Origin of the sequence: Paenibacillus sp. FSL L8-0494, from assembly GCF_038003695.1 — a bacterium.
In the GTDB taxonomy this organism is placed as follows: Bacteria; Bacillota; Bacilli; order Paenibacillales; family Paenibacillaceae; genus Paenibacillus_AQ; species Paenibacillus_AQ odorifer.
In genome coordinates this window covers 2,150,211-2,175,838 of sequence record NZ_JBBOPQ010000001.1, presented here as the reverse complement: position 1 = coordinate 2,175,838, position 25,628 = coordinate 2,150,211, and the positions used below count along the sequence as shown (strand labels likewise).

The 25,628-nt window shown below is 41.7% G+C and carries 40 protein-coding genes and 1 pseudogene; 5 read left to right on the top strand and 36 right to left on the bottom strand.

The genetic code is table 11. The features are described from left to right. Positions 1-23: 23 nt before the first annotated feature. The 22 genes and pseudogenes from NYE35_RS09645 to NYE35_RS09540 form a co-directional block, all read right to left on the bottom strand. Positions 24-212, bottom strand: a complete 189-nt coding sequence (locus NYE35_RS09645) for a hypothetical protein (protein WP_280787001.1) — start codon at positions 210-212, stop codon at positions 24-26. Then, positions 187-489: a hypothetical protein gene (locus tag NYE35_RS09640; RefSeq protein ID WP_340395297.1), complete on the bottom strand. Its 303-nt coding sequence runs from the start codon at positions 487-489 to the stop codon at positions 187-189. Before NYE35_RS09640 ends, NYE35_RS09645 begins: the two co-directional genes overlap by 26 nt. 28 nt (positions 490-517) lie before the next feature. Next, complete coding sequence (locus NYE35_RS09635) at positions 518-916, bottom strand: phage structural protein (RefSeq protein ID WP_340395296.1); 399 nt, start codon at positions 914-916, stop codon at positions 518-520. Positions 917-927: 11 nt separating this feature from the next. Next, positions 928-1,956, bottom strand: coding sequence for a DUF3383 family protein (locus NYE35_RS09630; RefSeq protein WP_341120808.1), 1,029 nt, complete (start codon positions 1,954-1,956; stop codon positions 928-930). Beyond that, on the bottom strand, positions 1,953-2,444 hold the full coding sequence (locus NYE35_RS09625; RefSeq protein WP_341120806.1) for a phage neck terminator protein: 492 nt from the start codon (positions 2,442-2,444) through the stop codon (positions 1,953-1,955). Before NYE35_RS09625 ends, NYE35_RS09630 begins: the two co-directional genes overlap by 4 nt. Continuing rightward, a complete protein-coding gene (locus NYE35_RS09620; RefSeq protein ID WP_341086039.1) occupies positions 2,431-2,775 on the bottom strand; it encodes a hypothetical protein in 345 nt (114 codons plus the stop codon). Before NYE35_RS09620 ends, NYE35_RS09625 begins: the two co-directional genes overlap by 14 nt. Before the next feature lie 2 nt (positions 2,776-2,777). After that, positions 2,778-3,254: a hypothetical protein gene (locus tag NYE35_RS09615; protein WP_341109805.1), complete on the bottom strand. Its 477-nt coding sequence runs from the start codon at positions 3,252-3,254 to the stop codon at positions 2,778-2,780. 9 nt (positions 3,255-3,263) lie between these two features. Continuing rightward, complete coding sequence (locus NYE35_RS09610) at positions 3,264-3,812, bottom strand: phage gp6-like head-tail connector protein (protein WP_341120802.1); 549 nt, start codon at positions 3,810-3,812, stop codon at positions 3,264-3,266. Continuing rightward, positions 3,812-4,000, bottom strand: coding sequence for a hypothetical protein (locus NYE35_RS09605; RefSeq protein WP_341109803.1), 189 nt, complete (start codon positions 3,998-4,000; stop codon positions 3,812-3,814). Before NYE35_RS09605 ends, NYE35_RS09610 begins: the two co-directional genes overlap by 1 nt. Positions 4,001-4,040: 40 nt before the next feature. After that, positions 4,041-5,240, bottom strand: coding sequence for a phage major capsid protein (locus NYE35_RS09600; protein ID WP_341120800.1), 1,200 nt, complete (start codon positions 5,238-5,240; stop codon positions 4,041-4,043). 46 nt (positions 5,241-5,286) lie between these two features. Further along, a complete protein-coding gene (locus tag NYE35_RS09595) occupies positions 5,287-5,871 on the bottom strand; it encodes an HK97 family phage prohead protease (RefSeq protein WP_341120798.1) in 585 nt (194 codons plus the stop codon). After that, positions 5,822-7,210, bottom strand: a complete 1,389-nt coding sequence (locus NYE35_RS09590; protein ID WP_445321950.1) for a phage portal protein — start codon at positions 7,208-7,210, stop codon at positions 5,822-5,824. Before NYE35_RS09590 ends, NYE35_RS09595 begins: the two co-directional genes overlap by 50 nt. Positions 7,211-7,234: 24 nt before the next feature. Next, on the bottom strand, positions 7,235-8,314 hold the full coding sequence (locus tag NYE35_RS09585; RefSeq protein WP_341120796.1) for a terminase TerL endonuclease subunit: 1,080 nt from the start codon (positions 8,312-8,314) through the stop codon (positions 7,235-7,237). Then, entirely contained in the window at positions 8,311-8,826 is a 516-nt protein-coding gene (locus NYE35_RS09580) for a terminase large subunit domain-containing protein (protein WP_341120795.1), read from the bottom strand. The genes NYE35_RS09585 and NYE35_RS09580 overlap by 4 nt, the downstream gene beginning before the upstream one ends. Then, the gene (locus NYE35_RS09575) at positions 8,816-9,430 is read right to left on the bottom strand and encodes a terminase (protein ID WP_341109799.1); all 615 of its coding nucleotides are present in this window, start codon (positions 9,428-9,430) and stop codon (positions 8,816-8,818) included. The genes NYE35_RS09580 and NYE35_RS09575 overlap by 11 nt, the downstream gene beginning before the upstream one ends. A gap of 110 nt (positions 9,431-9,540) precedes the next feature. Further along, a complete protein-coding gene (locus tag NYE35_RS09570) occupies positions 9,541-9,684 on the bottom strand; it encodes a hypothetical protein (protein WP_341120793.1) in 144 nt (47 codons plus the stop codon). Next, the gene (locus NYE35_RS09565; protein WP_341120791.1) at positions 9,677-10,030 is read right to left on the bottom strand and encodes an HNH endonuclease; all 354 of its coding nucleotides are present in this window, start codon (positions 10,028-10,030) and stop codon (positions 9,677-9,679) included. Before NYE35_RS09565 ends, NYE35_RS09570 begins: the two co-directional genes overlap by 8 nt. Beyond that, positions 10,014-10,328, bottom strand: coding sequence for a hypothetical protein (locus tag NYE35_RS09560; protein ID WP_341120789.1), 315 nt, complete (start codon positions 10,326-10,328; stop codon positions 10,014-10,016). Before NYE35_RS09560 ends, NYE35_RS09565 begins: the two co-directional genes overlap by 17 nt. A gap of 451 nt (positions 10,329-10,779) precedes the next feature. Next, positions 10,780-11,325, bottom strand: a complete 546-nt coding sequence (locus NYE35_RS09555; RefSeq protein WP_341120787.1) for a site-specific integrase — start codon at positions 11,323-11,325, stop codon at positions 10,780-10,782. Positions 11,326-11,849: 524 nt separating this feature from the next. Continuing rightward, on the bottom strand, positions 11,850-13,178 hold the full coding sequence (locus tag NYE35_RS09550; protein ID WP_341120785.1) for a hypothetical protein: 1,329 nt from the start codon (positions 13,176-13,178) through the stop codon (positions 11,850-11,852). A 62-nt stretch (positions 13,179-13,240) separates the two neighbouring features. Next, positions 13,241-13,609, bottom strand: a complete 369-nt coding sequence (locus NYE35_RS09545) for an HNH endonuclease (protein WP_341120783.1) — start codon at positions 13,607-13,609, stop codon at positions 13,241-13,243. A gap of 163 nt (positions 13,610-13,772) precedes the next feature. Continuing rightward, positions 13,773-14,319, bottom strand: a pseudogene (locus tag NYE35_RS09540) (site-specific integrase). 462 nt (positions 14,320-14,781) lie between these two features. On the opposite strand from NYE35_RS09540, the gene NYE35_RS09535 reads away from it, so the two are divergent. Then, positions 14,782-15,837 carry a GTP pyrophosphokinase gene (locus NYE35_RS09535; protein WP_341120781.1) on the top strand — a complete coding sequence of 352 codons (1,056 nt, stop codon included), beginning with the start codon at positions 14,782-14,784 and terminating at the stop codon, positions 15,835-15,837. 234 nt (positions 15,838-16,071) lie between these two features. On the opposite strand, the gene NYE35_RS09530 is transcribed toward NYE35_RS09535, so the two are convergent. The 5 genes from NYE35_RS09530 to NYE35_RS09510 form a co-directional block, all read right to left on the bottom strand. Further along, a complete protein-coding gene (locus NYE35_RS09530) occupies positions 16,072-16,563 on the bottom strand; it encodes a hypothetical protein (protein WP_341120779.1) in 492 nt (163 codons plus the stop codon). 96 nt (positions 16,564-16,659) lie between these two features. Beyond that, positions 16,660-16,869 carry a hypothetical protein gene (locus NYE35_RS09525; protein WP_341120777.1) on the bottom strand — a complete coding sequence of 70 codons (210 nt, stop codon included), beginning with the start codon at positions 16,867-16,869 and terminating at the stop codon, positions 16,660-16,662. A 2-nt stretch (positions 16,870-16,871) separates the two neighbouring features. Continuing rightward, positions 16,872-17,174 carry a hypothetical protein gene (locus tag NYE35_RS09520; protein ID WP_341120775.1) on the bottom strand — a complete coding sequence of 101 codons (303 nt, stop codon included), beginning with the start codon at positions 17,172-17,174 and terminating at the stop codon, positions 16,872-16,874. Positions 17,175-17,209: 35 nt separating this feature from the next. Next, positions 17,210-17,551 (bottom strand): hypothetical protein, encoded by a 342-nt coding sequence (locus NYE35_RS09515; protein WP_341120773.1) that lies wholly within the window; start codon positions 17,549-17,551, stop codon positions 17,210-17,212. A gap of 58 nt (positions 17,552-17,609) precedes the next feature. Next, positions 17,610-17,798, bottom strand: coding sequence for a hypothetical protein (locus NYE35_RS09510; protein WP_341120771.1), 189 nt, complete (start codon positions 17,796-17,798; stop codon positions 17,610-17,612). 110 nt (positions 17,799-17,908) lie between these two features. Here NYE35_RS09510 and NYE35_RS09505 point away from each other — a divergent pair, with 110 nt between their 5' ends. Then, positions 17,909-18,382 carry a hypothetical protein gene (locus tag NYE35_RS09505; RefSeq protein ID WP_341120769.1) on the top strand — a complete coding sequence of 158 codons (474 nt, stop codon included), beginning with the start codon at positions 17,909-17,911 and terminating at the stop codon, positions 18,380-18,382. A 90-nt stretch (positions 18,383-18,472) separates the two neighbouring features. Here the strand turns inward: NYE35_RS09505 and dnaB are convergent, their stop codons facing one another. Genes dnaB through NYE35_RS09480 form a run of 5 tightly spaced genes read right to left on the bottom strand, consistent with a single transcriptional unit; the run spans position 18,473 to position 21,668 of the window. Continuing rightward, positions 18,473-19,822 carry a replicative DNA helicase gene (gene dnaB / locus NYE35_RS09500; protein WP_341120767.1) on the bottom strand — a complete coding sequence of 450 codons (1,350 nt, stop codon included), beginning with the start codon at positions 19,820-19,822 and terminating at the stop codon, positions 18,473-18,475. Beyond that, on the bottom strand, positions 19,788-20,138 hold the full coding sequence (locus tag NYE35_RS09495) for a hypothetical protein (protein ID WP_341120765.1): 351 nt from the start codon (positions 20,136-20,138) through the stop codon (positions 19,788-19,790). The genes dnaB and NYE35_RS09495 overlap by 35 nt, the downstream gene beginning before the upstream one ends. Beyond that, positions 20,116-21,141: a hypothetical protein gene (locus tag NYE35_RS09490; RefSeq protein WP_341120763.1), complete on the bottom strand. Its 1,026-nt coding sequence runs from the start codon at positions 21,139-21,141 to the stop codon at positions 20,116-20,118. Before NYE35_RS09490 ends, NYE35_RS09495 begins: the two co-directional genes overlap by 23 nt. A 19-nt stretch (positions 21,142-21,160) precedes the next feature. After that, the gene (locus NYE35_RS09485; protein ID WP_036679404.1) at positions 21,161-21,349 is read right to left on the bottom strand and encodes a hypothetical protein; all 189 of its coding nucleotides are present in this window, start codon (positions 21,347-21,349) and stop codon (positions 21,161-21,163) included. A 13-nt stretch (positions 21,350-21,362) separates the two neighbouring features. Then, positions 21,363-21,668, bottom strand: coding sequence for a hypothetical protein (locus NYE35_RS09480; RefSeq protein ID WP_036679401.1), 306 nt, complete (start codon positions 21,666-21,668; stop codon positions 21,363-21,365). Positions 21,669-21,872: 204 nt separating this feature from the next. Here NYE35_RS09480 and NYE35_RS09475 point away from each other — a divergent pair, with 204 nt between their 5' ends. Further along, positions 21,873-22,106: a hypothetical protein gene (locus NYE35_RS09475; RefSeq protein WP_341120762.1), complete on the top strand. Its 234-nt coding sequence runs from the start codon at positions 21,873-21,875 to the stop codon at positions 22,104-22,106. A 481-nt stretch (positions 22,107-22,587) separates the two neighbouring features. Here the strand turns inward: NYE35_RS09475 and NYE35_RS09470 are convergent, their stop codons facing one another. The 4 genes from NYE35_RS09470 to NYE35_RS09455 all read right to left on the bottom strand — a co-directional run bounded on the left by NYE35_RS09470 (position 22,588) and on the right by NYE35_RS09455 (position 24,085). Next, the gene (locus NYE35_RS09470) at positions 22,588-22,866 is read right to left on the bottom strand and encodes a hypothetical protein (RefSeq protein ID WP_341120760.1); all 279 of its coding nucleotides are present in this window, start codon (positions 22,864-22,866) and stop codon (positions 22,588-22,590) included. A gap of 9 nt (positions 22,867-22,875) precedes the next feature. Then, entirely contained in the window at positions 22,876-23,391 is a 516-nt protein-coding gene (locus tag NYE35_RS09465) for a helix-turn-helix domain-containing protein (RefSeq protein ID WP_341120757.1), read from the bottom strand. Positions 23,392-23,518: 127 nt separating this feature from the next. Continuing rightward, positions 23,519-23,818 carry a DNA-binding protein gene (locus NYE35_RS09460; RefSeq protein ID WP_341120755.1) on the bottom strand — a complete coding sequence of 100 codons (300 nt, stop codon included), beginning with the start codon at positions 23,816-23,818 and terminating at the stop codon, positions 23,519-23,521. After that, the gene (locus NYE35_RS09455; RefSeq protein WP_341120753.1) at positions 23,819-24,085 is read right to left on the bottom strand and encodes a helix-turn-helix transcriptional regulator; all 267 of its coding nucleotides are present in this window, start codon (positions 24,083-24,085) and stop codon (positions 23,819-23,821) included. Between the two features lie 154 nt (positions 24,086-24,239). On the opposite strand from NYE35_RS09455, the gene NYE35_RS09450 reads away from it, so the two are divergent. After that, complete coding sequence (locus tag NYE35_RS09450; protein WP_341120751.1) at positions 24,240-24,662, top strand: helix-turn-helix domain-containing protein; 423 nt, start codon at positions 24,240-24,242, stop codon at positions 24,660-24,662. A gap of 78 nt (positions 24,663-24,740) precedes the next feature. Next, the gene (locus NYE35_RS09445; protein ID WP_341120750.1) at positions 24,741-25,628 is read left to right on the top strand and encodes an ImmA/IrrE family metallo-endopeptidase; all 888 of its coding nucleotides are present in this window, start codon (positions 24,741-24,743) and stop codon (positions 25,626-25,628) included.

Below are 25,628 nucleotides of genomic sequence, written 5' to 3'. Positions count from 1 at the left end.
GAAGACGCCCTAAAGGACGTCTCCTATTTCTTCTTATTTGCTTTGTTTGTCTGTTCAATATGAAGGTCTAAAGCTGCGTTCGCTTCGGCAATGTCATCATCATCCATACTATTTAGATCATTATACGTAATGCCCATATCGGAGAGTAGCAGCCTCCATTGACTCCAATTAGATCGTGCTCGTTTCTTAGCTTCCTTCTTGCTGATCGCCATCGTCGGCGCCCTCATTTTCATCATTTCCTGTCACAAAGGCGTATGCTGCATTAACAACTTCACTATATTCCGTGTAATCGTTGAAATCATCAATTTTCATTTTAGGATCCACGATAACATGTTTGAGTACTTCTTCAGATAAGCGTTCTTCCAGAATCACTCCAAATTTATTTTTTGAGCCATCATTGATTTTAGATATTGCGCGTACGCCTGGATGCTGGAAGGTATAACTTTTTCCTGATTTAGATTTGTACTCTTTCTGTTTAAAATTAGCCATTGATATAGGCCCCTCTCAATTTTGGATTTTAGTTCATGCTTAAATCAAGACATTGAAACTCATAGGAACGATCGCCAGCTTCTCCGCCATATTCCCGGTCAGCTGGTTTTTTCAGATAAGCTTGTGTTGCAGTATTCGTTTCCTTTGGCGTACCCGAGTACATAACTGATACAGGTACAATCTTCTGGCTGTTAGCCAGTCCATCCAAATATGCGGCTTGTGGGCTGGTGCTTTGAAGGGTAACAGTAATTGTGCCAAGTGGGTTATTAACCTTCGTTCGGACCACATCTCCTTGTGCCCCTACTTTAGTTGAAAAGTTTTCTTCGTCCTTCGCCACAGTTACTAGGTCTTCTCCGAATCCCGTTAAAAAGACGCCTCCAACAATTACAGAGACGTCCATTGCATCATATGTTTTTGCTTCTGACACCCTAACCCCTCCTATGCAAATTTAATAGTGCCACGAATGGCCGTTTTGTGTATGGCTCCCGCCTGAACAAATTCAAACTTTCCATCTGGATAATTGCGTGCTGCCACCTGTGCCGGATCAACTTGACTACGTGGTGGAAACGTCGTGTTATACAATGGAACGTTATCATCGTCAGTAGCAATCATGCCATTTAGAAATGACCGATGCAGAACCGTCCGAACGGCACTCTCAATTTGAGCGATACCCGTATTGTTGTAACTGATCTTTTGTAATGCGTGCTGTGCCTGATTGAATAAATCTTGAACGGCGTATTGAATGCTAAAAACAATGTAGTCCTGGGAGTGAATGAAGTCGATATAATCACCGCTACCAGACTTGCATTCACTGGTGACATTAGTTCCCGCTTTGGTCACGTATGTGTTGGCACCAAGTGCGTGGATAGCTGCTAACTCTGTCGCTGTAACATCCAGTGGTGCAATACCGGTTAGTGTCCATCCCATCCAAGTAATCGAGCCAGGTGGGAGACTTCCAGCTGCGCCGATCCAGCATGCTTCTGGATATTTAGCAACTTCTGCTGCAATATGATAAACACCATAGGTTCGAGTGTATTTCTTAGCCAAGATTGTAGCCAAATCGGCTTTATCGCTTGTACGGAAGAAAAATTGTCTGGATTTATCTGCCTCGATAGCATCACCTATAGTGGTAATGTCCAATACAGCCGTGCTCGTCGTAACGAGAAAATGCCAATCTTTCAAAAACAGTTTTGGTAAAATATCTGTCAATGTCTCAGGTGTTGCGCCCGTTCTCCTAGATACAATCGCAATTTCTGCTGGCGGGTTCTTCTGTGCAAAAAGCGCAGCCGCCGCTTTATATTCCTCGGTACTGGCAGCATAATCAGTCTTCACGGCATCTATATCTAAGTAATCTTTAAATTCTTTACCCGCTGTACTGGATCCTAGAATTAAGGGTTTGCCAAACCCACCCAAAATAGGTGTTGGCTTCAGTACAGCTATGTTTACAGTAACGTCGCTAATACTCAAAACTTATCACTCCTTTGTATTGGTGCAGTATCAATCCAGCCTGACATGTCTGTTGCTACAACATCCGTGGCCCGAAACTCAACATCAAAGCCCTGACGCCGTTCCCACTCTTCACCAATGTTAATGTCCCGGTTCTGGATCTCTCCAATCTCAATCACGATCACGTCAAGTTTGTCCTTTAACAGATCATGTCCATCTGACTTAAACCAATCTCTCGCCCTCATGGCGTTAACTAGAGCTATGTCTGAGTCATCCGCATAACAATTAAAAGAGACGGTAAATGTCACCGTCTCCATCCTGTACTGCTTTCCTAACTGCTGGGTAATGATCGGTTGTCCTCCAGTGGAAGCGAAGCCGCCAACGAAACTATAAGTCATGAAATCACCGGAAGGAGTATCCCCTCCGCCGTTCATTTCAATGACCAGACCACCGGAAGCCGATTCCATACCCTCAACAATGGCAACTCTAATATCCTCAAACGGGAGCATTGGCGACCACCTTCCGCAGCAGATATTGATTGATATCGGAATACTCTCGATCTGGTGATTCATTAACGGTGTACTGTACGCCCATGTAGTCAATACGTTCACCAGTACTGTGCGTCGAAGTCGTATATAACATTCGATCTGTCTCGGTATAGTTACCGCCCTCTGTCGCTTTCAATCGAGCGCTCACAGGCTGGATGCTGCCGCTCCGTGTTAGTCGTTCCGGTTGACTTGGAACCCATTTTCCCTTGACCCATGCACCTCCACTGTCTCGGATCAGGGTATAAGGTCTGAAATATTTTCGAATGACGCCAGCAAATCTAAATTGCCGCATGATTACCTTCCCTTCGGTACAATGTCATAAATCAGGGAGTCGCGCAGCTCGTCTTCCCGGTGCAGCAACTTTCGGGAGCCAGTCTTTCTTGAAGCATATCGGGCGGATAAGGGCGGCTGCTTAATTCGTTCAAAATTTTTCTTCATTCGATCAAGTCCCGTCTCACCAATCTCCGAAAACAATTCGTCTACCCGCTTACGCCCGTGGGCAATCTCTGTTACCCCAGCCCGGACCAACTTACCTATGGGAGCCTGACCTTTCTTTTTCCCTGTCCCGATAAACGAACGGGCAGGAATCTTCATTTTCACAGATCCATATTCGTGGACTCCGGCAATCATAGCCAGTTCAGCATCACCCTGCATACCAATACGAATCTTATTCTTAGTCAATGGGCGAAGTCGCTCGGCTAGTTGCCGCAGATTATCTTCGCCGGTGACTTGCACACCGACCCGCCTCGCCCTGGATCTTGATCCTGCCATGCTCTCACCTCATAATTCTGGTCTAATATGGGGATTAATCAAAGACTTTACTGCCATAGGCATGTCTGCTTCTGCTGCCGCATAGGTTACTGAGATATCCCCAACCCTCTCTGATGACACCCCATGTTCACGCTGAAGGTGTTTTGCCAGTAACACGCAAGCATATTCCAGTGTCTCCGGCAACGTAGCCGGATTCTCCTCTGTTGCATCATTTGGCAGGACATAACCCGCTGTGTAGTTCACGGTCAACCCCCGCTCCCCGCCCGGCCAGCCACAGTGTCGGAATAAGATTCCATGCTCCAGCCTTTCCACATCTTCAAAGGGGCGGTTCGCCATTTCGTAAATCCTCACTTCGTGAACAGGATAATTAGGTAGTCTGAGATATGACCCGCGCATCCCGCTCACCCGTTCAGAATAGGATTGCAGCTTGAAATTCCGGCGGCAGACCTCTTCAATAGCAACGGATGCTATGGTAAGAAGCGCGGCAAGCTCGTTATCGGGGATTTCACCACTTGGATCAATCCCCAACGTTCTCGCTTTGTCCAGGGTGGTAAGCATTAGCTACCACCCTTTTCTAGTGCAGCCACACGAGCAGCTAAAGCATCATATTCCTTACGGCTGACTTTTCCCGCTTCCAAATCGACCTCGCGGCCATCCTTAGTAATTTTCCCGTTTCCCGAAATTTCAAGAGTTCCTTCAACAACCCAACGACTCCCATTTTGATCTTGATAATTTTTGGTTTGCACCCTTATAACCTCTCTTTCAAATTCCTAAGCGCTTGCGATTTTAGGATAGGGTCAACTCACCATAAATTGCGGCTTCCGCATCCCATTTCTGGATATCATCGCGGATAACAGTTCGCAACTCTGTGGTACGTCGTCTCCAAGCGTCTCCACCTTCAGTTGTGCTAGCAAGCTCATAAAACTGGCGACTAAATAGAGCGATGGCCTGCTTAAGATCTCCCATAATAAGTGGAGCTTTAACGCTTGAAGATCCAACACTAGGCAAATAACGGTTCGCCACAACTGAAACGGGGCGGCCCTTAAAGAGCTTGCGTCCTGCTTGTGTAAGGTCGTCTGTAAGCAAGTAACGCCCGTTACTGTCCTTTTGCTCATCCAGCCAATTATATCCATCCTGGTTGGTCAAAATAATTGCAGTTGCACTAATCGCCGGGTCAAGGTCGACATTCAATACTTTTTTAACAGCATCAACGTTGGTCAGCGCCTTTTTCGTCCAGGTAGACAAAAGTTGAGTAATTAAGGTGTTCCGAGTAACAACAGACTTCCGTCCGATCCAACGGGTGATATATCGCAATAACGCTTGATCACTATCTTGTAGAAGATTGCTAGTAAGGGGAAGGAAACCGCCTCGATCTTTCAATTTGTATTCTACCGGACGGAACTTTGGTGAGTCGTGTTCTTCCATTGGATCATATTCACTAAGCTCTTGAAACGGAGTCATAGTCCCGTATGCCTCTAACACACGACTGCCGGACAGCGCCGTCACTTGCTCTACGCTGACGTATTGTGAAAGATCATCTAAGCTACGAATCACTTCGTTAATCTGAGTCTGAACATCTTTTGGCACTAAAATAGACAAATCACCGTCTGGAATGGCAGGATCAGTTTGCCCTTCATTCAGCACAGTACGTTTTTCATATTCAGCAATAACGCTTCTCATGTCCGCTGTGATTCCTTTACGACGCAGACCACGTAAGAAAATACCCTGGTATTCTTGCTCGAGTTCCACATCCTCACGCGATTCAAGATCCGGTGTTTCCTCTCCGGCTCTGTGACGTCCTCCGTTACCTAATCCGCCGCGTTCTTCAACTTCAAGCTCTTTCTGAATGTCAATTCTCTCCTGAAGAGAACGAACCTCTTCCATCTTCACTTTTGCATCAGCGGTTTTATCAAGGTTTAATAATGATCGTACTTCCGTTTTCGCTGAATCCAATTTTGCTAATAGCGCACGCAATTCTTTTGACACTGTTCATCACCTCATATAAATTTTGGTCAAACAAAAAGGAACCGGATTATAGTTCCAGTTCCAAGAGTATTTTTTCTTTTTCAAATTGATCTGCAGCCCGCTTTTCTTCAGCCTTGAATTCTTCAAGGGATCTAACAGATACTTCATTCTCGGGGTAAGCTGCAAAAGGAGTCATTGAGATTTCAGGGAGTGTCGCAAGTAATACTGTTCGTTTGTAAAGTGTTTTACCGTCCCTTTCAATTTTTGACCATCGATCTCCATTTGTGCGGACGTTAAACCCAAAGGAAACACCGTCAACATCACCTCGGTCGATGCTCTCATAAGCATCATTTCCCCAACTGCTATTCGGTAGATCAAGTTCAAACCTCAGCTCAGATTGACCGTCAAATAGTTTTAAGGTTCCAGAACGAGTATTTCCAAGGATCTGATCTGTTCGGTGACACCAAAGAGAAACGGTATTGTTCTCTCTCATAAATTCTGCAAAGGCCCCAGGAGCAATAACCTCTACGAATTCGTCACCATACCAATCCTGCATAACATGGGACTCTGAATCGTACTTAATTGAACCGATGATAGTTCGTTTACTTGTCTCCCCCTCCATCGTCTCCCGTATCTCCAGTGTCGCCGGCATTGCTCTGTTCTCCTTCGTCGGAGTTGGGTTCGTTCTCTTCTGGCTCAGTTTCTTCACCCCCCTTCACGTATTGTTGGCCTGCCATTGTCAACGGAATTACATTACCGTTGAATAGGAGTTGATCTCCACCAGGAAGTGGTGGCTTATCTTCGGCAGCTCGTGCCTCATTTGGGGTAATGAACCCTTTTTCAATCCCCTTTCCGTGAGCTTCGTAACGAGTTTTAAGGTCAGCTCTCAGAATCGCATCTACATTAAACTTGGAGTAATACCCTTCGTCCAGTTCATCATCCGTAAATAGCTTGTACGAAAGTTCCTGTTCATAGGTAGTGAGTATTGGCTGCTGTGTATCACTATAGAAAGCAAGTTGCTGCTGCTCCACATTGCTGTATGTGGCCTTCGCCAAGTCGTTAAGTTGGTGCATTTTGACGCCGAATGCATTCGCAATTTGGCGGAAAGTAAGCTCCGTGTTCTGCAAAAATTGAGCATCAGCCATACTAATTGCAATTGGTGTAAATTGATACCCGTATGGCATCATAGCTACTCTGTGGCTGTTCTTTAGGCCAGATGTCATGCTCTCGAAATTATCTTTGAATACTTTTTTGGAGCCATCATCTAATGTTCCGGTATACTGTACCAGCCCCTTGACCTGTAACCCTTGCTTGTAGAAATTATTAATGAATTGAGAAGCAGAGGCGGCGTTTTCTGCTGTGCATTTCAAGTAATCCATTGTATGGATACCTACAAGACCATCAAGTGTCACACTGCCCTTGAAATGAAGCATTTCATCCGGCATTATCTTCCTTTTAACACCATTACCAACATCAACCTCATACCAAAGACGGGTTCTCCCGCTTAAATATTTGTTATTTACATCCGGCAACAAGCACGCATCATCAATCCAAACCTTTACTCTGCTAGATGGAATAGGCCAAAGACCGATTACCCGACCCGTACGCTGATCAAATTCAATATTTACATAGGCATTCCCCATCGCTCGGTTTGCTTCTACACATTTCCAAAAATCAGATGCCGACATATACGGATTAGGACGCAGCTTTAGTAGCCGGAAAAGATAATGTTTCGCGGCCTTTGTAATGCCGTATTCATCCTCTTGATATACCTTTAACGGCAACTTAGAAAGAGAGTCGGATAGGATTTTAATACAGGCATATACCGTATCTACCTTCAAAGCGTTCCAGCCCTTAATACTTATCTCTCCGGGAGCTACATCAAGCCCAAGTATACGTAAAAACTCCCTGTCATTAATGCTTATTTCTTGACTTCGCCGCTCTGTATCGCGCTCGCCCCCAAATATTCTAGTTAATAGATTTGTTTTCACACATTCCCCCCCTCCCTCGGAGTTTTAACCCCATAATTTCTTCAAGAAATCATCTTCCGCAAACTCTTCAACACCCAAATCAATTTCTTCAAACAACATGGCGGTTGCCATCGCATTAATCATGGCCACAATGAGGTCAATACGTTCTTTTGACTTGTTCTTCATAGGTTTAATATTCTCGTTACCATCCATAGCTACAACAATATTTCCCCAACACCATCGTGCAACTGGATTGATTTCATGACTCATAAGCCCACGCTTCATGAGTTGTTCAATCATCTTCATGGCAGGACTCATGTGTTTCATATCTTGAGGAATTTCGACCACATCAACACCGCCACGCATAAGTCTTTGGGCAAGCATTCGACTGTTCCAAGGGTCCGTACCAAGTGTCTGAACAGCATATTGTTCGTTAGCTGCTAGCAACCTCGTCTCAACAAAGTCATAATCCACGACATCACCTGGTGTGGTAAGGAGATATCCCTGTTTGACCCATCTATCATAGGAAACTTTGTCTCGTCTGACCCGCTCTTTCATGTTGTCTTCCGGAATCCAAGCGTTAAAAACCACCCTCCAGTCTGGAACTCCCTCCTGTGGTGGGAACAAATAACAGACTGCTGTAATATCCGTTGTACTGGACAAGTCAATCCCTGGATAGCATCGTTTACCATCAAGTTCTGATAAATCCCACTCTCCGCCCGTCTTGTCCCATAAAGTGAGCGGTTGCCAACCTGTTTTCTTTAATGAGATCCATTGATTAAGCCGCAGCCAACGAAAAAGGCGCTCTGCCGACTCCTTATTTCGAGCGGTTAGCGCCTCTTTTCTCACGGCTTCTATGTCAATCGTATGACCCAGGCTTGGATTAACTTCATACCAAAGATTTTCATCAAAGATATCAATCTTATTCCCGTTCGCATCCTCGCCATCTTCAGGAATTCCGTATATTTTCACATACCAAGATGGGTCCTCTTTCTCACCATCTCGGATTTGTTTTGCATATTCGTGCTGTTCCCAACCAATAGAGCCTCTATCTGGATCATCTCCAGCTGTAGTTATTACCCACCAAAGTGGTTCTTTACGGGCAGCTCCTGCACCAAAGGTCATAACATCCCATAAATGCGGTTTGGCTGGGCATGAAGCTCGTCGAATATAACAACAGTAGGATTAATCCCGTGTTTGGTAAAAGCTTCAGCTGAAAGAACCTTCATGACGGTTCCAGTAATCAAGTTTCTAATTTCTTTGGAACTATCCAGTACCTTTAAAATACCTTCAAACTCGGGTTCCTGCTCGATCATTGCGGCAGCAGCTTTGTAAACCAACTTGGCCTGTTCCTTATCAGCTGCGCAGCAGTAAATCTGTCCACCTGGTGGATCACAAACGAGATGATAAAGAGAAACGGCCGCGATAAGACTTGTTTTCCCATTCTTCTTTGGGATTTCCAAATAAGCGTATTGGTATTGCCGATAACCGCGCTCGGTTACCGTACCATAAACATTCCGAAGAATGTCATACTGCCAGTCAAGCAGTATAAACGGTTGACCATAGAAATCGTCAACTGCATGGAGCATTTGAATAAACTCAATCGGTTCTAGCGCACGTTGCTCATCATGTGCCATGGCCGCCAGCTCTTCTATTCAAGAATTGGGCCATTGCGGAGGATTTTTTGTCATCTTTCTTTGGCATCGCCACATTTTTGATTTTAGCCAGTGGATTAAGGAATAGGCGGTCCTGCAATTTAAGAAGCATATCCACCTTTTTATTGATCGCAGTCTCAACCTTCAATATCCCCTCTAAACTAGCTAATTGCGAAAGATATCGAAGCGCCTTTAAATTCACTTCCTGTTCAGCCTCAGCCGCTCCAATGTACTCATCCAGAATGTGTTCATCAATAACGATGTTCTCCAAGCGTTGGTACTGGTCAAGAAGGTTTTCATACTCACTGTACGTCTTACAGTACAATGCAAATGTCCCAACGTCAGAACTGGTTAATAACGCAACTCCTTGTTTAGCTGATTCCTGATACTCTTTAATCAACTCGCCCCAAAGCTTATTAGCGATCTTATCCTGAGAAATGTACTTGGGCTTTTTCAACTTCTTCAAATCACTTTGCCCAAGCTTTAGCTCGGATTCTTCCCGCTGCTTAATCTCTTCCCTGGTCAAACGATTTGGGTTGCCCTCTGCAATGTGCAGAGCAACCGGCTTGGCGTTTCTCCCTGCCATGAGGGCACCTCCAATTTCTAAAAAGTTTCAAAAAACGAAAAAAATTTGCGTTAATGTCCGATGCGGTCTATTCCATTTCATTTTTAAATTTTTTTCAGGCCCCCCCGGGGTCAAGGTGAGCTGACCTTCTGGCTCTCCACCGTTTTAAACGCGGTCTGGAAGACTTCTCCAATCATATAGATTGGAATATCATGCTTCGCCAGTACTTGAACAACGTCAAGAGCAGCCTTGTTAACATCGATCTGTTTAACCATTACCGAACCCACCGTCCTCTCTTGCGGTCTTCTCGCTATGGTGTGAAGCACACAACGGTTGCCAGTTACTCCTGCGCCAGAACAGCTTATCGTCGCCCTTATGCGGGATGATATGATCGACCACAGTCGCAGCCTCTATCACTCCAGCAGCCTTGCAAATCACGCATAGCGGATGTTGCTCCAAATACTCCAGTCGTTCCTTCCTCCACTTGTGCCCATAGCCTCTACTGGCTGACGTCCCACGACGCTGTTCACGTTCCTTGCGGTGCTTATCGCAGTACTGGCCGACACTTACCAGTTCCCTGCAACCAACCTTGCCACAAGGGCGTTTAGGCTTTCTCGGCATCGCATGAGCTGACCTTAACTGAAACAAATTCATTGAGCGGTGCGGATAATATTTCCCTTACCCTGTCTATCTTTTCTTCAAATTGAGAAGTATCCATATCTACCTTGACGCGTAAGCCACCAATGGAATGTTCTTCCGTATCCTCTTCGTTTTCATCCTCCGTAATGGTCACTGCGCCAGTTGCTAATTCAAACACTTTATGGCGTTCATCGGTAGTAAGCTCATTAAGATTATCAACCTCGATAGTTCTTTCAATTTCATGATCGCCGTTCCTGTACGTTGCCCTGACTCTGAACATAATCTAAACACCCTCTCAAAAAATTATAAGTGCGATAATGGCGCTATAAGAAAGACAATAGAATGCCTCCTGCCAGTCCTTTCTTATGGCTGCTTTACCTGACCTACTAAGCAAGAAATACATACAAGTGATGCCGACTATACTGCATCCTAGAGATGTCCAATCCATTCATGCCACCCTTTCTCCAACAAATATCACGCTATGCATAAGTATGCATTGATGATTTCCCGTTGAAACTCAAAAAAAGTCCTTTTAGAATAGGGCATTTTTCTGCTGCTATTTAATAGATAATCATTAAAAACACATGTAAAATTGCATACTTTGCATAGAATACGAGTTCCTCATATCTTATTAGAGAGCATAACTCGCGGCGTTGCTACTTTCCCTTGCCGATCAAGGGTTTGTCAACCGTTCCCTGTTATCAGTTATACACTCGCTAACTATGAATAACTCATAGGCCAAAACGATTCATGGCATTGTTCATCATGTCCTGATCCATGCCGATGTACCTCATTGTGATACTCTTATCTGAATGGTTCAGTAGGTTTTGAACAAGCGTAATATCCTTGGTCTTTTGGTACATGTGATAACCAAAGGTCTTCCGCAACGTATGCGTGCCTATGTCCACTAATCCAAATTCATCAGCAGCCTTGCGCATTACCTTATATGCCATGTCTCGTTTGATTGGCTTGTTCTTACCACCTTGCCTTGATGGGAACAAATAATCATCCTTGTCCATATCAGCCGTATATTTCTTAATCTCCCGTTTCAACGTTGGGTTGAGTTGAATGAACTTCCGTTTCTTAGTTTTCATTTCAGTCATTACAATTTGTTCACCACTAACATCCCTGACTCGAAGCTTCAATATGTCCTGAATCCTTAGTCCAGTGTTAATGCCAAAAACAAACATCAGATGATTCCGATCAGATTGCCCCTTAAGGAACTCCTTGATCTCGTCGATCGTCTCTTGATCACGTATGGGCTGGACAAAGTTCATTTGCCCTCACCAACGTCTGCCCTTACACAGCCAATAGGCTTTGAACAGAATTGAACAGGTGCCTTCCATACTCCCCATATGCAACCTTTGCACATAAATAGCTGCTTAGAAATCGGCGGTTCCTTCAAATTCTTTATCCTTTTCATTACTATTCCTCCATAGGAAAAACAAAAAGGCCGCCCTGGTATGAGCGACCCTCAGATAATTATGTTTTTCCCCTTCAAATTTCTACATTACCAATGTATCATGGAAAGCCAGTCATATGTTGTTCAACTTACGGTCAATATACGGTCATAATATGTTCAACGTCCGGGGTTTCCCACGCCTTTATGTTCTCAGCAAATATGATCAAACTTTTCAATTCCAGCAAAAACCCCGTAGCCATTAAACTTTTCTTGGGGATACTTTTACGCACTTGAGTCCGATGCGGTCTCTAGCAAGCTAAATGTTTTTTCTGACCCTAGGGGGCATAAAAAAAGCATCCAATGATAGGATGCTTAATACAAACTCACATTAACATAAATCTAAATTTCAATAACATCTAACTTTGTGATCTTTTCTTCATCGTTTTCTTTCCCAACATCAACTAGAGCTAAGAATCGTTCATCATCTCTATATTCGTCAAAAACAGGCCAATCTATTAAGTCATCAATTGTAATTTCATTAAACTCAAGCCCTTTTGGAATTATTCGAAACATTTCTTCAGTGTTTCCTAGTATTGCATAGTAACAAATTTGGAATTCTCTAGTCTTATCTGAAAAATCACTACTTTTAAGCTCTTTTTCTATTTCGCTGAATTTCCCAAGTCTTTTCATACTAAGCCAGTAATTTATTTGCGCAACAGTTTTACTCTTACTATTAATTGATTTTTCAAAAAGGTTAAAACGATATATATCTCTAGTAAGTTCCCATTCATTTCCTAACATAAAATCCATACCCTTATTATTGATAAAGCGTATTCGTTCGCTGGATTCCTTTTCCATCATACGCCAATACTCTAATCCTATAAGAACACCAATGTGTCGAATTGTATCTATACTTTCATCTATATACTGAAGAGAAATTGAAAGTTTCTCCCCTAGTGCTCCCTCACTAAATACTTGGGTGTTGATATTACTCAGATATATATTATTTACAATTCCTTCATTATGAACAAACAAATTTCTTCGTTGAATTATTTCTATTACCTTGTCATTTAACGGTGCGATGTTATCTAATTTCAACTTCATATTTGTCTTAAAATAATCAATCCAATCGAGATACTTTTTACGAATTAAAGTTTCTACATCTTGCTCAATTAAATATTGCTCTGCATTTTCAAAAGAACCTAACTTCCTTATTTCTTCAATAGTTAGAACTTTATTGTCAATATCTGATGCCTTAGGATGTTTTACTAATCTGTGCTTAATAATTGTACCTATAAGCATTTCAAAATATATAACTAGGCTTATAAGAGTACTCTGATATAAAATACCTAATTGATTATGTCTTGACCTATAATCATTAATCGCTTTACTTGTGGTCGATTTATGTGGTCCGTAAATCTTAAATCGAGATTTATCAAGTAATATTACACCATGTTTTTCATCAAGTATTTTTTCGAGATTTTCTATTCCTAGCTCTTCTAAATTGGGATCTTCAAGTAACCCGTATTTCCTTTGTTGTAATAATTCTATAAGCAACTCAACAGGCATTTCTTCTACTTTTCCGAATTTTCTCTTACGAATAATTTCATTTACAAGCACTGGTCTTACGTTATTTGCGAATGATTTCAAAGAGTATAAATTTAAAAGAAATGAATCAAGAAAATGATAATATGGATTTTTTCCTATTGGATCTTCTTGTTCAAACATGCTTTATCCCCCATCATAATTAATTCATTTATTTTATCACATCATTGGATAATTTTCTCTATTCATTTCCTATTAAATCCAAACCCTCCATCCTCACGCACTGTCTTGGCATCGTGACAAGCCTTGCAGAGCGCCTGCCAGTTGTTTCGATTCCAGAACAATTCCTTGTCACCCTTATGCGGCTCAATATGATCAACCGCCGTAGCGGCCTCTACCTTATCGACCTTCAGGCAATCCACACACAACGGATGCTTCCGCAAGAATTCCAGCCTAGCCTTTCGCCATTTACTGTCATATCCGCGCTGTGAGGCCGTGCCACGGTATCTATCATAGCTATGTTTCTCTTGTGTATGGTCGGCACAATAACGCTCTCTAGTGAGGTTCCTACAGCCCACACGACTGCATGGTTCAAGTGGTGATTCCGCCAACATTAACCCCTCCGTTGCTGCTGAATAACTGGTAAATCCTGAGCGATCTAATTACACATATCTTACATTGTGTTAAACCCATGCACCCGCCTCAAACCCATACTCTATAAGCCCTCTCAGCCTGTCCAGAAAACGAGTTTCACCTGTCCTTAATATGTGTAACTGATCATGCTTTGTGGCGTCTCAAGGCCATATCCATGCTGTCTTGAGCCATGCCTATATAACGCAGCGTAATCTTTGGTGAAGCATGATTAAAGAAATCCATCAACATGCCAATGTCCTTGTCTGTGGTCTCGTTATAAAATATATAACCGAATGTTTTCCGCAGCGTGTGACAACTCATGTCAGAAAGACCGAACTCATCCCCGATGTCCCGCATAACCTTATAGGCCATTTCACGGGTGATAGGTCTGTTAATAGCTTCCCTACTCTTAATCAAGAATTCATTCAGCGGCTTGCCTTCGATGTAAGTCAACAGCGCTTTCTTGAGTTCAGGAGCCATAAGAATTCGTTTCTGCTTATTCGTCTTCTTTTCACGAATTGAGATATGAGAGCCGGTAACATCCTTTACTCGTAATCTCAAAATATCGCTGATCCGAAGCCCTGTGTAAATACCTATCAGGAACATTATGTAATCTCTAGGGTTCTTGTCCATGAGATAGTCTTTTATGTCCTGGATTGTTTCCGGGTCACGTCGGCTGAACAAAGTTCATTCAACTTCACCACCACCTGCCCATACACAACCAATAGGCTTAGAACAGAATTGAACAGGTGCCTTCCATGCTCCCCATATACAACCTTTGCACGTAAATAGCTGCTTAGAAATCGGTGGTTCCTTTAAACTCTTTATCCTTTTCATTACTATTTCTCCATAGGAAAACAAAAAAAAGTCACCCTCTATGAGCGACCTTCAGATAATTATGTTTTCCCCTTCAAATTTCTACATTACCAATGTATCATGGAAGACCTGTCATATGGTGTTCAACCTACAGTCAAGTAACGGTCATATTTAATTAACAACTATTCGATTAGGTATATTGCAGTTAGGATATTTAAGATATTTGATTATTTGGCAGGATTGTATAATAAAATCACGAATACTCCACTAATATAATTTTATACTAGTTTTGACTAATTATTAGAAAATGTTGATTTGTAAAATAGGAGGAAATTACATGATCGCAGAATTAGAGACACTGAAAAATGATTATGATTTAAAGCAACAGTTATACAATAGTTTATGTAATGAATTTATTACTCAACTTAATGCACTTTTTAATGAACACAATATTTCACTTGTAGCTCCAATACAATATCGAGTTAAAACATGGAATTCAATAGTTGATAAATGTCAAAAATACAATTTAACTCCTGAAATTGTTGGGGATATAAATGATATAGCAGGTTTAAGAATAATGTTACTCTATAAAAAAGATATTTTGAAAGTATGTGATATTATAGAAAAAAATTTCACAATAATGAGAAGGGAAGATACTGGAGAGAGGTTAGGAGACAATCAATTTGGCTACGGATCAATACATTTTGAAGTAACACCTCTGAATGAATGGACTACTTTACCTACTCTAAAAAGATTAGCGGGCTTAAGAGCGGAAGTACAGGTACGAACTGCATCACAGCACATTTGGGCAGCATCCTCTCATTTACTTCAATATAAAAATGAAGAACATGTACCCATCCCCCTAAGAAGATCATTGAATAGAATTGCTGCAATTCTAGAATTAGTTGATATAGAGTTTGACCGCTTATTAGAGCAAAGAGATACATATATAAATAATATAGATAATTTAGAGAAGAAAAATATTTTAAATGTTGATATTTTAAGTTCGTTGATTCAAACTCTCTTACCTAAGAACCAAACTAAGTTTGAAGAAAACGATAAACACTATGCAGAAATTATTGATGATCTCAACTTTTTTGATATCAATACTATAGAACAATTTGAAGAATTAATTACTAATAATGCGCCCGAAGTCTTCTTAAGAGAGAAAAAAAGAGCTGAAGAAGAACTTGTCAAAGTAGCTAATGGAATTTCATATTACCAAGACGACGAAGGAGAAGTAACTCGTTTAAAGGCAGGACATTTTTACACTCCTACTGGTTTGATAAGAATATCATTAAGAGTTCAATTTGGAGATGATACTTTTGATCAATATATGAAAAGATTTGATCATGAGACAATTGATAACACAAAGATAGAAGTAGAAAGCTAAACAATATTGTCATCTTCATCTTGTAACACAGAACCCGGTCCATTTAGTGTAAGAAAGATTCTATGAAAAAATTCAAGCAAAACACAACGAATTCCCCTTAGATAAGAACTATCCAAGGGGAATAGCGTTTCATGAAATTTCAGATGTAAATTTATCCAAGAGTATTTCTTCTAAAAATAATATTTCTCTTCAACCTTCACTTCACTAAATTCATAGTTTTTAGAAATTTTACGATCAAAGCTCCAAATTATATTGCTCAAAGAATCCCATTAATTTCAGAGTGTTGGCCACACTTTCAAATCCCTCTCTAAGCTTCCGGCGAATCGTACTCTCACTCAACCCATGCTTAAAAAATAAAATTGTTTCCTTAAAGGAATGACCCTCAACGTAACGAAATCTTATAGCCTGCTTAGCTTCGTCGTCTTGAATCAATAATACAGCCCGTTGGATAGCACTCGTGAAAAGTTGGTACTGTTCGTACACCCAACGCTGTTTATCCATTAAGATAACAGCATTGACCGTCTTATCCGCATGTAACTCATCAGAATCAATCCGACGAGCTACTTCTCCATCAATCCCGATCATCTGCATAGCTTTGGTGTTTTTCTCATAATCGTCCATTAATAGTTTCATACTTTTATATTTGCCTAGAAGAAATTTTGTTCGTTGACTCTCTAAATCACTTGCTTTAGGAAAAAGCTCCCCTTGTTCCCACACCAATGCCATTCCCCTCATTCCCCTTTGTGTTATAATGGGTTTGAGGTATTATTTACCGTTTATTGACCCCGCCCGGCCAAGGATTAGGGGTCTTTTCTTTGTCCATTATGCATATCTGGATCCACGAGGCATTTTCCCATCTTCGTCGTGAACAATATCACTGAGTATAATTGCTGATGATGCTGGGATATACTGACCTTTGAATTCTCCGAATGTTATGCTGTACCCATTCTTTTCACGCTGCGCCCGGAATGACACTCCTGAAACAATACTTCCAACTGGCGAATTAATATTTTTGACTGTTTTGATGATCACTTCTACGCCTCCTTTTGCCGATTTTCTGTTATCCTCGCATTTTTAGGTATTGATACCCAAGCAAATCCTCTCTTATCTCCGCCTGGATCTTCTAGTACATAAGAATATCCTTTAGGAACAAAATCATTTAAATGAATCCGCAAGTCACCGAAAGCTGTCTGAATAACCTGATGCTGAGCTAGTTCTGACCGCGGGCATACATAAAGCTGCATTCGCTCGATTTTTCTACCTCTGCGGCTTACCTGGTTCAGAGCAATGTTTATCATATTAACAGCCTGCGGATGGATTGATGATAATACACTCATAAAGGACAACGCTCCTTCAACAAATCTTCGAACTATTAAATTATCCGTTGTAGATCATCAACATTGATATCCATGCATCCCTTAACTCCACCAACGATAAGTGTCGTTGAGTCTATATAAGCGAAAGCGTAATACCATGGATCTCCGTTGCATCCGGTTGGCTCTGACGTAAACATTAAATGTCCATCACATACACCTTGATATACAAGATAATATCCATCCAGCATTTCAAACATAGAACGCTTTTTATTGCCGATTTTCGTGATCTTATCACCTGGAATAATCAGATATTCGCCAAGTTGAATCATGCTAGGATTGATCTTATCTCCTTCATCGAGCTGACCATACATTGCTCCCCATTTCATCACGGTTTGCATATCATTTAGCCTTTCTGGTTAGAAGTTTCTTCATGCCCTTCCTCCTTCGCTATATGCGTCATTCTTGACTAATCAGCCCAAGGTTCTCCAAGTCATAATCGTCCACATGTTTTCTCAATTCTTCCTCAGTAATGCCCGACTCTTTAAGAATCTGCTCTGAATCACTTCCGAAACGTCTGACAAGCCCTCCTGCATAAGCTACGCCTTGAGTAAAGCCGATCTGCCTTGCATCCATTTCTTTTTTCATTTCCAATTCATCCTTTCTGATACGCCGTAACTTCGGACTGTGCAATAGAATATTTTTTCTTCTTAAAGAGATACTAATCAAAAATTTAATTATTTCACTGGGAGGCAACAATGCTGAAAAAACTAATAATTATTTTTGCTTTTTGTTTTATAGCTGTTGGAATTTCTCCATATGCTGCTGTAGCATCGAATGATCTTTTCAAAACACCCACATCAAAACAATCTGATCAGTGGAAAGTTGAAATCAAAAAAGTTGAGAAATATGACTCTAAGATGTCAAAACCTCGTGAAAATGAAAGTGAAATGTACAACATTATCATCACCAATATCGGAGTTGGATTAAAAAATGTCGTGTTTAACTCCTACAGAGATGAACCAAATACCCAAACAAAATATGGATTAAGCATTTCAGACGATCATCGCAAAAATTTTAAACATGGAGAAATAGTCGATTTTTCTAATTTCCCTATTTCTATTAATTCAAAGGAGCTTCAAATTGAAATTAGCTGGTACGGAAAACCTTCAAACAACGAATCCCATGATAGAAAATACAAGGAAACCTTTACTTTCACACCAGCAAAATAATATTAAAGAGAAATGAATGATTGGGCACTGCACTTTTAGGTGCCTTTTTTAGTGCGCAGTATGCGTCTACCTTGCAGCACTTCGGGCAGATCATGACGCATGCGCCCGTTCGTAATTTACGAATTTATTAAATTGCTTGAGGAATATTAGTTCCACAGTTCCCACCGGGCCATTGCGCTGTTTGGCAATGATAATTTCGATGATGTTCTTTTTCTCTGAATCAGCATGATAGTAGTCATCCCGGTAAAGGAAGGCCACTACATCCGCATCCTGCTCAATAGCACCAGACTCTCGAAGGTCGCTCATCATTGGGCGTTTGTCCTGGCGTTGCTCGACTCCCCGACTGAGCTGTGAAAGTGCAATCACCGGCACATCTAGTTCACGGGCAATCTGCTTAAGCGTCCGTGAAATCTCTGATACTTCCTGCTGGCGGTTTTCACCGCCTTTCCCCCTGCCTTGAATCAACTGTAGATAATCAATGACAATCAGCCCGAGACCTTGACTCTTCTTCAATCGGCGGCAGCGCGTGCGGATCTCCTGAACAGTGATTACGCCTGGATCGGCAATGAAGATATTAGCATCACCGAGAATGGAAGCAGCCCCAGCCATTTTGTCCCAATCATGTGCTTTCATTTCTCCGGTCCGCATCGTATTAGCATCCAGATTAACTTCTGCGCTAACCATGCGCTGCACTAGCTGCGGTGCAGACATTTCCAAACTAAACACTGCTACGGTTTCCTTGGTTTTCACAGCCACGTTCTGTGCTATGTTCAGAGCAAATGCGGTCTTGCCTACGGATGGACGGGCAGCGACTATAATTAGATCACCTTTATGTAGACCAGCCAGCATACCGTCTAAATCCGTGTATCCAGTGTAAAGCCCCGTTGTGATGCCGTTCTTAACATTTTCACAACGTTCCTCTGTTGTTTCGATTACCTTGAATAGCACTTCTTTTATTGGTTGGAAATCATCATCTGAGGAAGCTTGATCCGATAGAGCAGCTGCTTCATTCAGCATGCTATTAACAACCAGCCCGGCATCATCGCTTTCGTAAGCTTGCTGCATCTGCCGTTCAGCCGCATATATGGCTTTTCGCAAAGTGTGCTTGTCCTCAAGCAAGCCGATGTAATAGCCAACATTTGCGGCAGTCGGCACCGCATGAGCTAACTTAGCCAGATAGCTAACCCCACCGATTTTCTCCAGCTGCTTCATTCCGTTTAGTTCATTGACAAGTGCCGGCAGCTCGATAGGATCATCGGTTCTATGAAGGTTAAGCATGGCCTTGAATATCTGCTGATGTGCCGGATTAAAGAATGTATCAGGCTGTAGACTGGAAGCAATCTCTGCGGCATCCCCTGTTTTGTCAATAAGGATTGCACCGAGAACTGTTGCTTCTGCTGCTGGGCTATTCGGTAGTTCGCGTGTATCCAAGCTTTGCATATAATGACTCCTTCCATCCTGTAGGCGGCAGAACCACTTCTGTACGGCTGTTTTCTCTTTCTGCCAAAATGTGAGCAGCATCTACTTTGCTCCGAAAATCCTCTTTCATGTCTCCCTGCCCACCACGTATCTGAGCGATTTTTGGAGGCCATGAGTTTGTTAAAATGTGCTGCCGCACGTTCTCGACAGCCTTGTCAAAAGGAAAATCCTTAAGATGCTCGTGGAGCCGGTCTATTTCTGTGTCACTGGTATCAATCTGATGCGCGTATTCTTCCTTAAGCTTAATGAGTAGATCAATAACTTGTGCTCTCTTCAAGCTGCTTTGCCTCCTTTGCTCGACGTTTAAGGTCTGCAAGCTCTTGCTGCTGCTTGGATAGTCGCTGCGGCGGGGCTGGCATTGGTGTTTGGGTTATTGACCCTTTAGGCTTCGTAGTCTTGTTAGCGTTCCGCCATGCTGATTTCAAGCCTTTCACGTAATAAGTAAAACTGTTTGGCTGCTCGAAATCTTCTCCCTCGCGTTTTCGCTTTGCCTTGTATTGGCTCTCCATAGTTGTGATGGTAAAGGGTACTGGCATCCCTGCGGCGACCATCTTACCCATGGCTTCGCGATCGTTTGTGGAGACGTGAATGTCGAACTTATCATGCAATTTGCAATAAGCATTTAAAATTGCGATCATCCCGTCCGTTTTAGGATCTGGGCTAATTTCTTCTGAAAACTCATTTTCTAAAATAGTAGTAGTAGTAATAAGATCTTTAATATCTTTTGCATCGGACAATATTGTCTGATCACTCGTTAAAATCGCTTCATGATCGGACATTTTTGTCTGATCACTGTCATTGTGAACGGACAAATATGTCTGATCACTGTCATTGTGAATGGACAAATATGTCTGATCACTGTCGGACTGATCGAACAAAATTGTCTGATCACTTTCGCTGTGAACGGACATTTCTGTCTGATTATTATCCTGCGAACGGACATTTTTGTCTGATCTCTTCAATATGCCTTTCTTGGACTTTCTAACCTTTATGATCAAACCCCGGGGCGCTCTAGTGATATGGATGTAACCGTGGTTCTGGAGATCATTTATCCATCTGCTGATGCTTTTATCGGTAACCCCAAAGTTCTCACCGATTTCAGAAAGCTTCATCGGCTTGCCACCCAGGACAAGTCCCCAAACAGTTCCGTCCTCTTCGACTTCCTTAGTCGTGGAGCTAACACACCAAGCGAATAGCCATATCGCCGATCCTATTTTTTCGTAGTGCTGTGGCGAAAATAACCCGGAGAAGATCGGAAAAGGAAAGCTATCTGTTGGCATAAGCTCACCTCTGTTATAATCATCGTTTTCCCTTCTTCGGTTTGGGGCGATTTATAATTTCTGTGACATTCGTACGCAGGATGAATGCTAATTCTCCATTGTCCTTTCGAAGCTTAGCCCAAGGTCGGGCAATGCCCCATATATCCAGTACCTCACCGGACAGGCCACAGCTTGTTAGGACTGTATCACCCTTGAGAACAAGAAGCATATCAATCGCCTCCTTATCTCGCTAAGCGAAGTTGCAGAGCTTCTCGCAGGATTGCTGTACTCTTGTCATCTAAACGGTCTGCCTGTGAAAGATCAATTTTGTTGATGCCATTGAATAAATGAAGAGCACATGTGAGCATAAATCTCTCGGAAGGACTCCAACCTTTTGAAGCTTTAATCAATTCATCCACGTGGACAGTAAGTTCTTCAAAATCAACAAATTCCGGTTTCGACAATAATTGCTTAAGCTTGTTATGATTCATAAAGATATGAAGCAGCCCCCGCCAGTAACGATCCTGAAGTAAGTGATCAGGTATCATAATGCCATTCCCCTTTCAAATTAAATTGTGATGCGTCAGCCGCATCTTGGAATCCCGGACGGAGGAAGGTTATTTCTAAGGTCCGACATTCCAAGACAGGGGCCGAAGTATGCCTGTCCAATTTAATGAATGCCATAGCGTCCACTCTGTTACCTTGCTAAAATGGTAGTTGTTCAGACCGACCAATTTACGAGGAGAGATACTATGGAAAGCAAAAATCCTGGGAAAATAATTAAGAGTTGTCCATCATGCCATTACGCGACATACGATGAAGAGAAAAAATATTGTGTTCGCTGTGAAGAAAAAACTGAATTAGGTGTCAATTGTCCGTCTTGTAAAAAAACAATCATTTTGGAAGAAGAACAAATTAGATGTGGATCGTGCGGTGAGGATCTACGTGATCCTATGTACAAAATCCTTGACTTCAAAGGTATCTAGTTTTGTCTTTTTCTCGCAAAACTTGCAATAATGATGATCTGGTGAAAATACTCGTTCATGAGTTGAACAGTATTTTTCACCATGATTAACTTCACGCATACTCCCACCACAAACTCCGCAAGTTTTATGACTTGGTGTAGAACTCATCCTTCCGCAATTACTGCAACATTTAGTATGATCTGAAGTAAATTCGGACATCTTCGAACACTCTCCTTTCAAGTTATTGCGGATATCCGCGACCCCTTGCGGGGGGTTTCGGCCTGTATCCATCAGGCCTCATCAGGCGGGAAAACTATGATAATAGGAATCATTTAAAGCATTTAACTCAGTGATTTTCTCTGTATCTCTCACGTAATCTCTCTTTAGAATGGAGTTTGATAAGGAAACATAGAACCTTCTTGATAAATCCTTCGCTAGATGTCCATCTTTGTAATCAGTCTTAAAATTACTAAACACCTCTAAAAATCCATGATAGTGATTCTCATAGTCCATATATCTCAACCCCCTTGCGCTTGTGCCGATCTAAGGTTAAAATAGACACAACGAGACTCTTAAGATGGGTTCTCAACTGCGACTGCCCTTGCCGGCGGTCGTTTTTCATTTCTAGTTTCGCAATACGAATCATGTTATTTAGGTAAGCTTCTGCATCTCCAACTTTCCCCTGCAGCATTATTTCAGGATTCTTCCGAATCATCCGCAAGTTATACGGGGCGTTCTTTCCGGTTGTTATTGCTTCGGAAATCAATGCGCTTCTCTCCATTACAGTTCCTCAATTCATATATTTTTTTTGTCTCAGTTCATTTCGATGATCCGCCCATAATCCAAGGTAAGAAATATCATATTTCCGACAAAGGACTGCTGTATTATGTGTGAGTGCCGTTATGGCTTCAATTTGCTCCATTAGTCCATTTTTGACGTTCTCGTGATCAGCAGGCGTCAACTGGTCTGATCTTTTAGTGATTGGAATTGACTGCAAAGCCAGTAATGCTTCCTGCATCTCTTCGATTGTTTTTATGTATGTTGAACTTGGATGTAAGTCAGCGCCATCTAAGTAAGGTACACACGCGCCACCTGTAACCTCTTCTGCTGCACCAATAATCAACTGAATATCATCATAGTGTCTGACTGCGGCTTGCATAACTGGCTTAGATGGCTTACGAGTGCCACTTATGATTTTTCCTATCTGTGAACCGTCAACATGTGCAGCTCGTCCAGCCTTTTGATATGAATCACCTGTACGTTTTAGCACTTCTGCAAGTGCTACAGGAAATTGTCCAATTGTCACCTTAATTGCCCCCTTATTTGTCCAAATTGATGGGATGCTATTGGACAAGGGAATAATGTATGATTAATCCAAGCAATTCCCCTTGCCGCATTCCCCGCCCGCCGCTGCCGATAGCTCGGCGGGTTTGTTATATTGCTGATTTCCAGCTGAGACTGGCATTCTGACTCATCCACTCACTATTTTCCTCTGCCCATAAAAGGAGCAGACGTGTGATTACTCGCGGATTGCCAAACTCCCGTGTAACAGGGAATCCGGGTCGATTGAAGAGTTCTGCGGCTTTCGTCGCTCCGATCTCTAACAATTCCATGAATTGTTGTCTAGTTAGTAGTGGAGGTAAGTTATTGCTCACGTGACCTTCTAATGCAATAGAGACAGCTTTGTTGATGATCTTCTCTAATTCATCAGTTTCAATAAGAACAATGCTCATTTAGACAATCTCCTTAGTTGCAGAATGTTCATGTCCGCAATTTCCTGTTTCGAATTTCAACACATCCGGATTAAAAAAAATATCACCTAAAGGACGCTTTAAAGCATCAGATATTTTCCTCATAGTTTCAGCACTAGGGTTATACGCTCCTGTTTCGATTTGTGACAAAGAGGTGCGCTCCATTCCAATCGAAACAGCTAATTCTTGCTGTGTTATCTTTTTTTCTTTACGAATAGAAGCAATATTGTTTCCCAATACCTTACTCATGTGATCACCTCACTATCTGTTTTGTATTTCTAAACAAATAATAACTCGGGCTGTTTTGTTTGTCAACACATGTTTTGAATTTAAGAACAACTTTGTGGTCATACATTGTGTTTTGCAATACAAAACGCTTAAAATAAAATTAGGTGATGCTGAGATGAAAGATACACTTAAACTTGGAAAAAAAATAAAAGAACTTCGTTTAAAAAATGATTTGTCTTTAAGAGATCTTGAAAAGAAATCAAAGGTAAGTTACTCCTTCATCAGTTCGATTGAGAACAACAGGTATCAGGCTTCAAGAGATAAGATTATTAAAATCGCAAACGCACTTGAAGGCTCAAATGTTAATGAATTGTTGTTACTTGCAGGTTTTGCTCCAGAGAGTGAAGTTTTAGACGAAAGTGATGAAGTTAAGTCTCTTACTTATGAAGAGTTTATCAACAATCCCGAACATGGTATCTTTTTTAGAGATTATTTAAGCGCCCCAGAAGAACGACGCGAAGAAATGCGGGAAATATTTAAAATACTCCAGGATAAAGAGAAAGGCCGTAAGCCTGGAGATGTCCAAGGAGAAAAATGACCAAAAGAAATTTTAGCCAGAAATGGCTTTTCTTTTTAATATAAATCAGAACATATGATCGCATACAAGGAGAATAACATGATTAATAACTACCAAACTCCCCCACTTGAAAAAAAGATTTCTGAATTATATCAGAGCCATAACATCATCGAGCCATCACATTTATCTATTGAATTGTTAGCAAAAAAATTCAATGTTTGGATTCATTATCATAATAAGAAGAGCAAAGGAATCGAGGTTTCTAATGGGGTGTACAGTATGTTTCTTGACAATCGCCTTTCGGAAGAATCACAACGTCTTGAGTTTTTTCATGAACTCTGTCACTTACTCCGACATGCTGGAAACCAATTATTGATGCCAGAACAATTTACAAAAGCACAAGAGATTGAAGCAGATCGTTTTATTTTTTACGCTGCTATTCCTTTCTTTATGATTGAAAAAATAAGCCTTCCTTCAAATAGAGCCGAAGCAATTGGATATTTATCTCGTGAATTTAAAGTTCCACTAAATTTTGCGAAGAAGAGATTTGAACAAATTGAGGATCGAATAAGGCAGGGGCTATATTTGTCCACATTCAAATATATTTCTGCATCTGAAGAAACTCTCTGTGAATCAACTGAAGGTTCTAATAACTCAACTTATGGATTTGGATCAGAAACTCGCATCCAAGCATATTACAATTGGGATGGAGATTGTTCCCGTCCAGAAATACTCATCATCGAACATCCTGAGGGATTCGACTGGGACAAACCACTAGACGTTGAGGTTGATAGAAATTATGAAAGCTGCGACTTACCTTCACACACCTCCCGAGAATTTGCAACTGTGCTCACTGGAGATCTCTCCATTCCTAGCCGCAGAGGATATGTAACCATTAACCTGTCTAGGGTAGCTTGGCGCCACGGAACAGCAGTTTCGCGTTTGTATCTACCTATGGAAGCTATAGAAGATGCTATAAATTTTTAG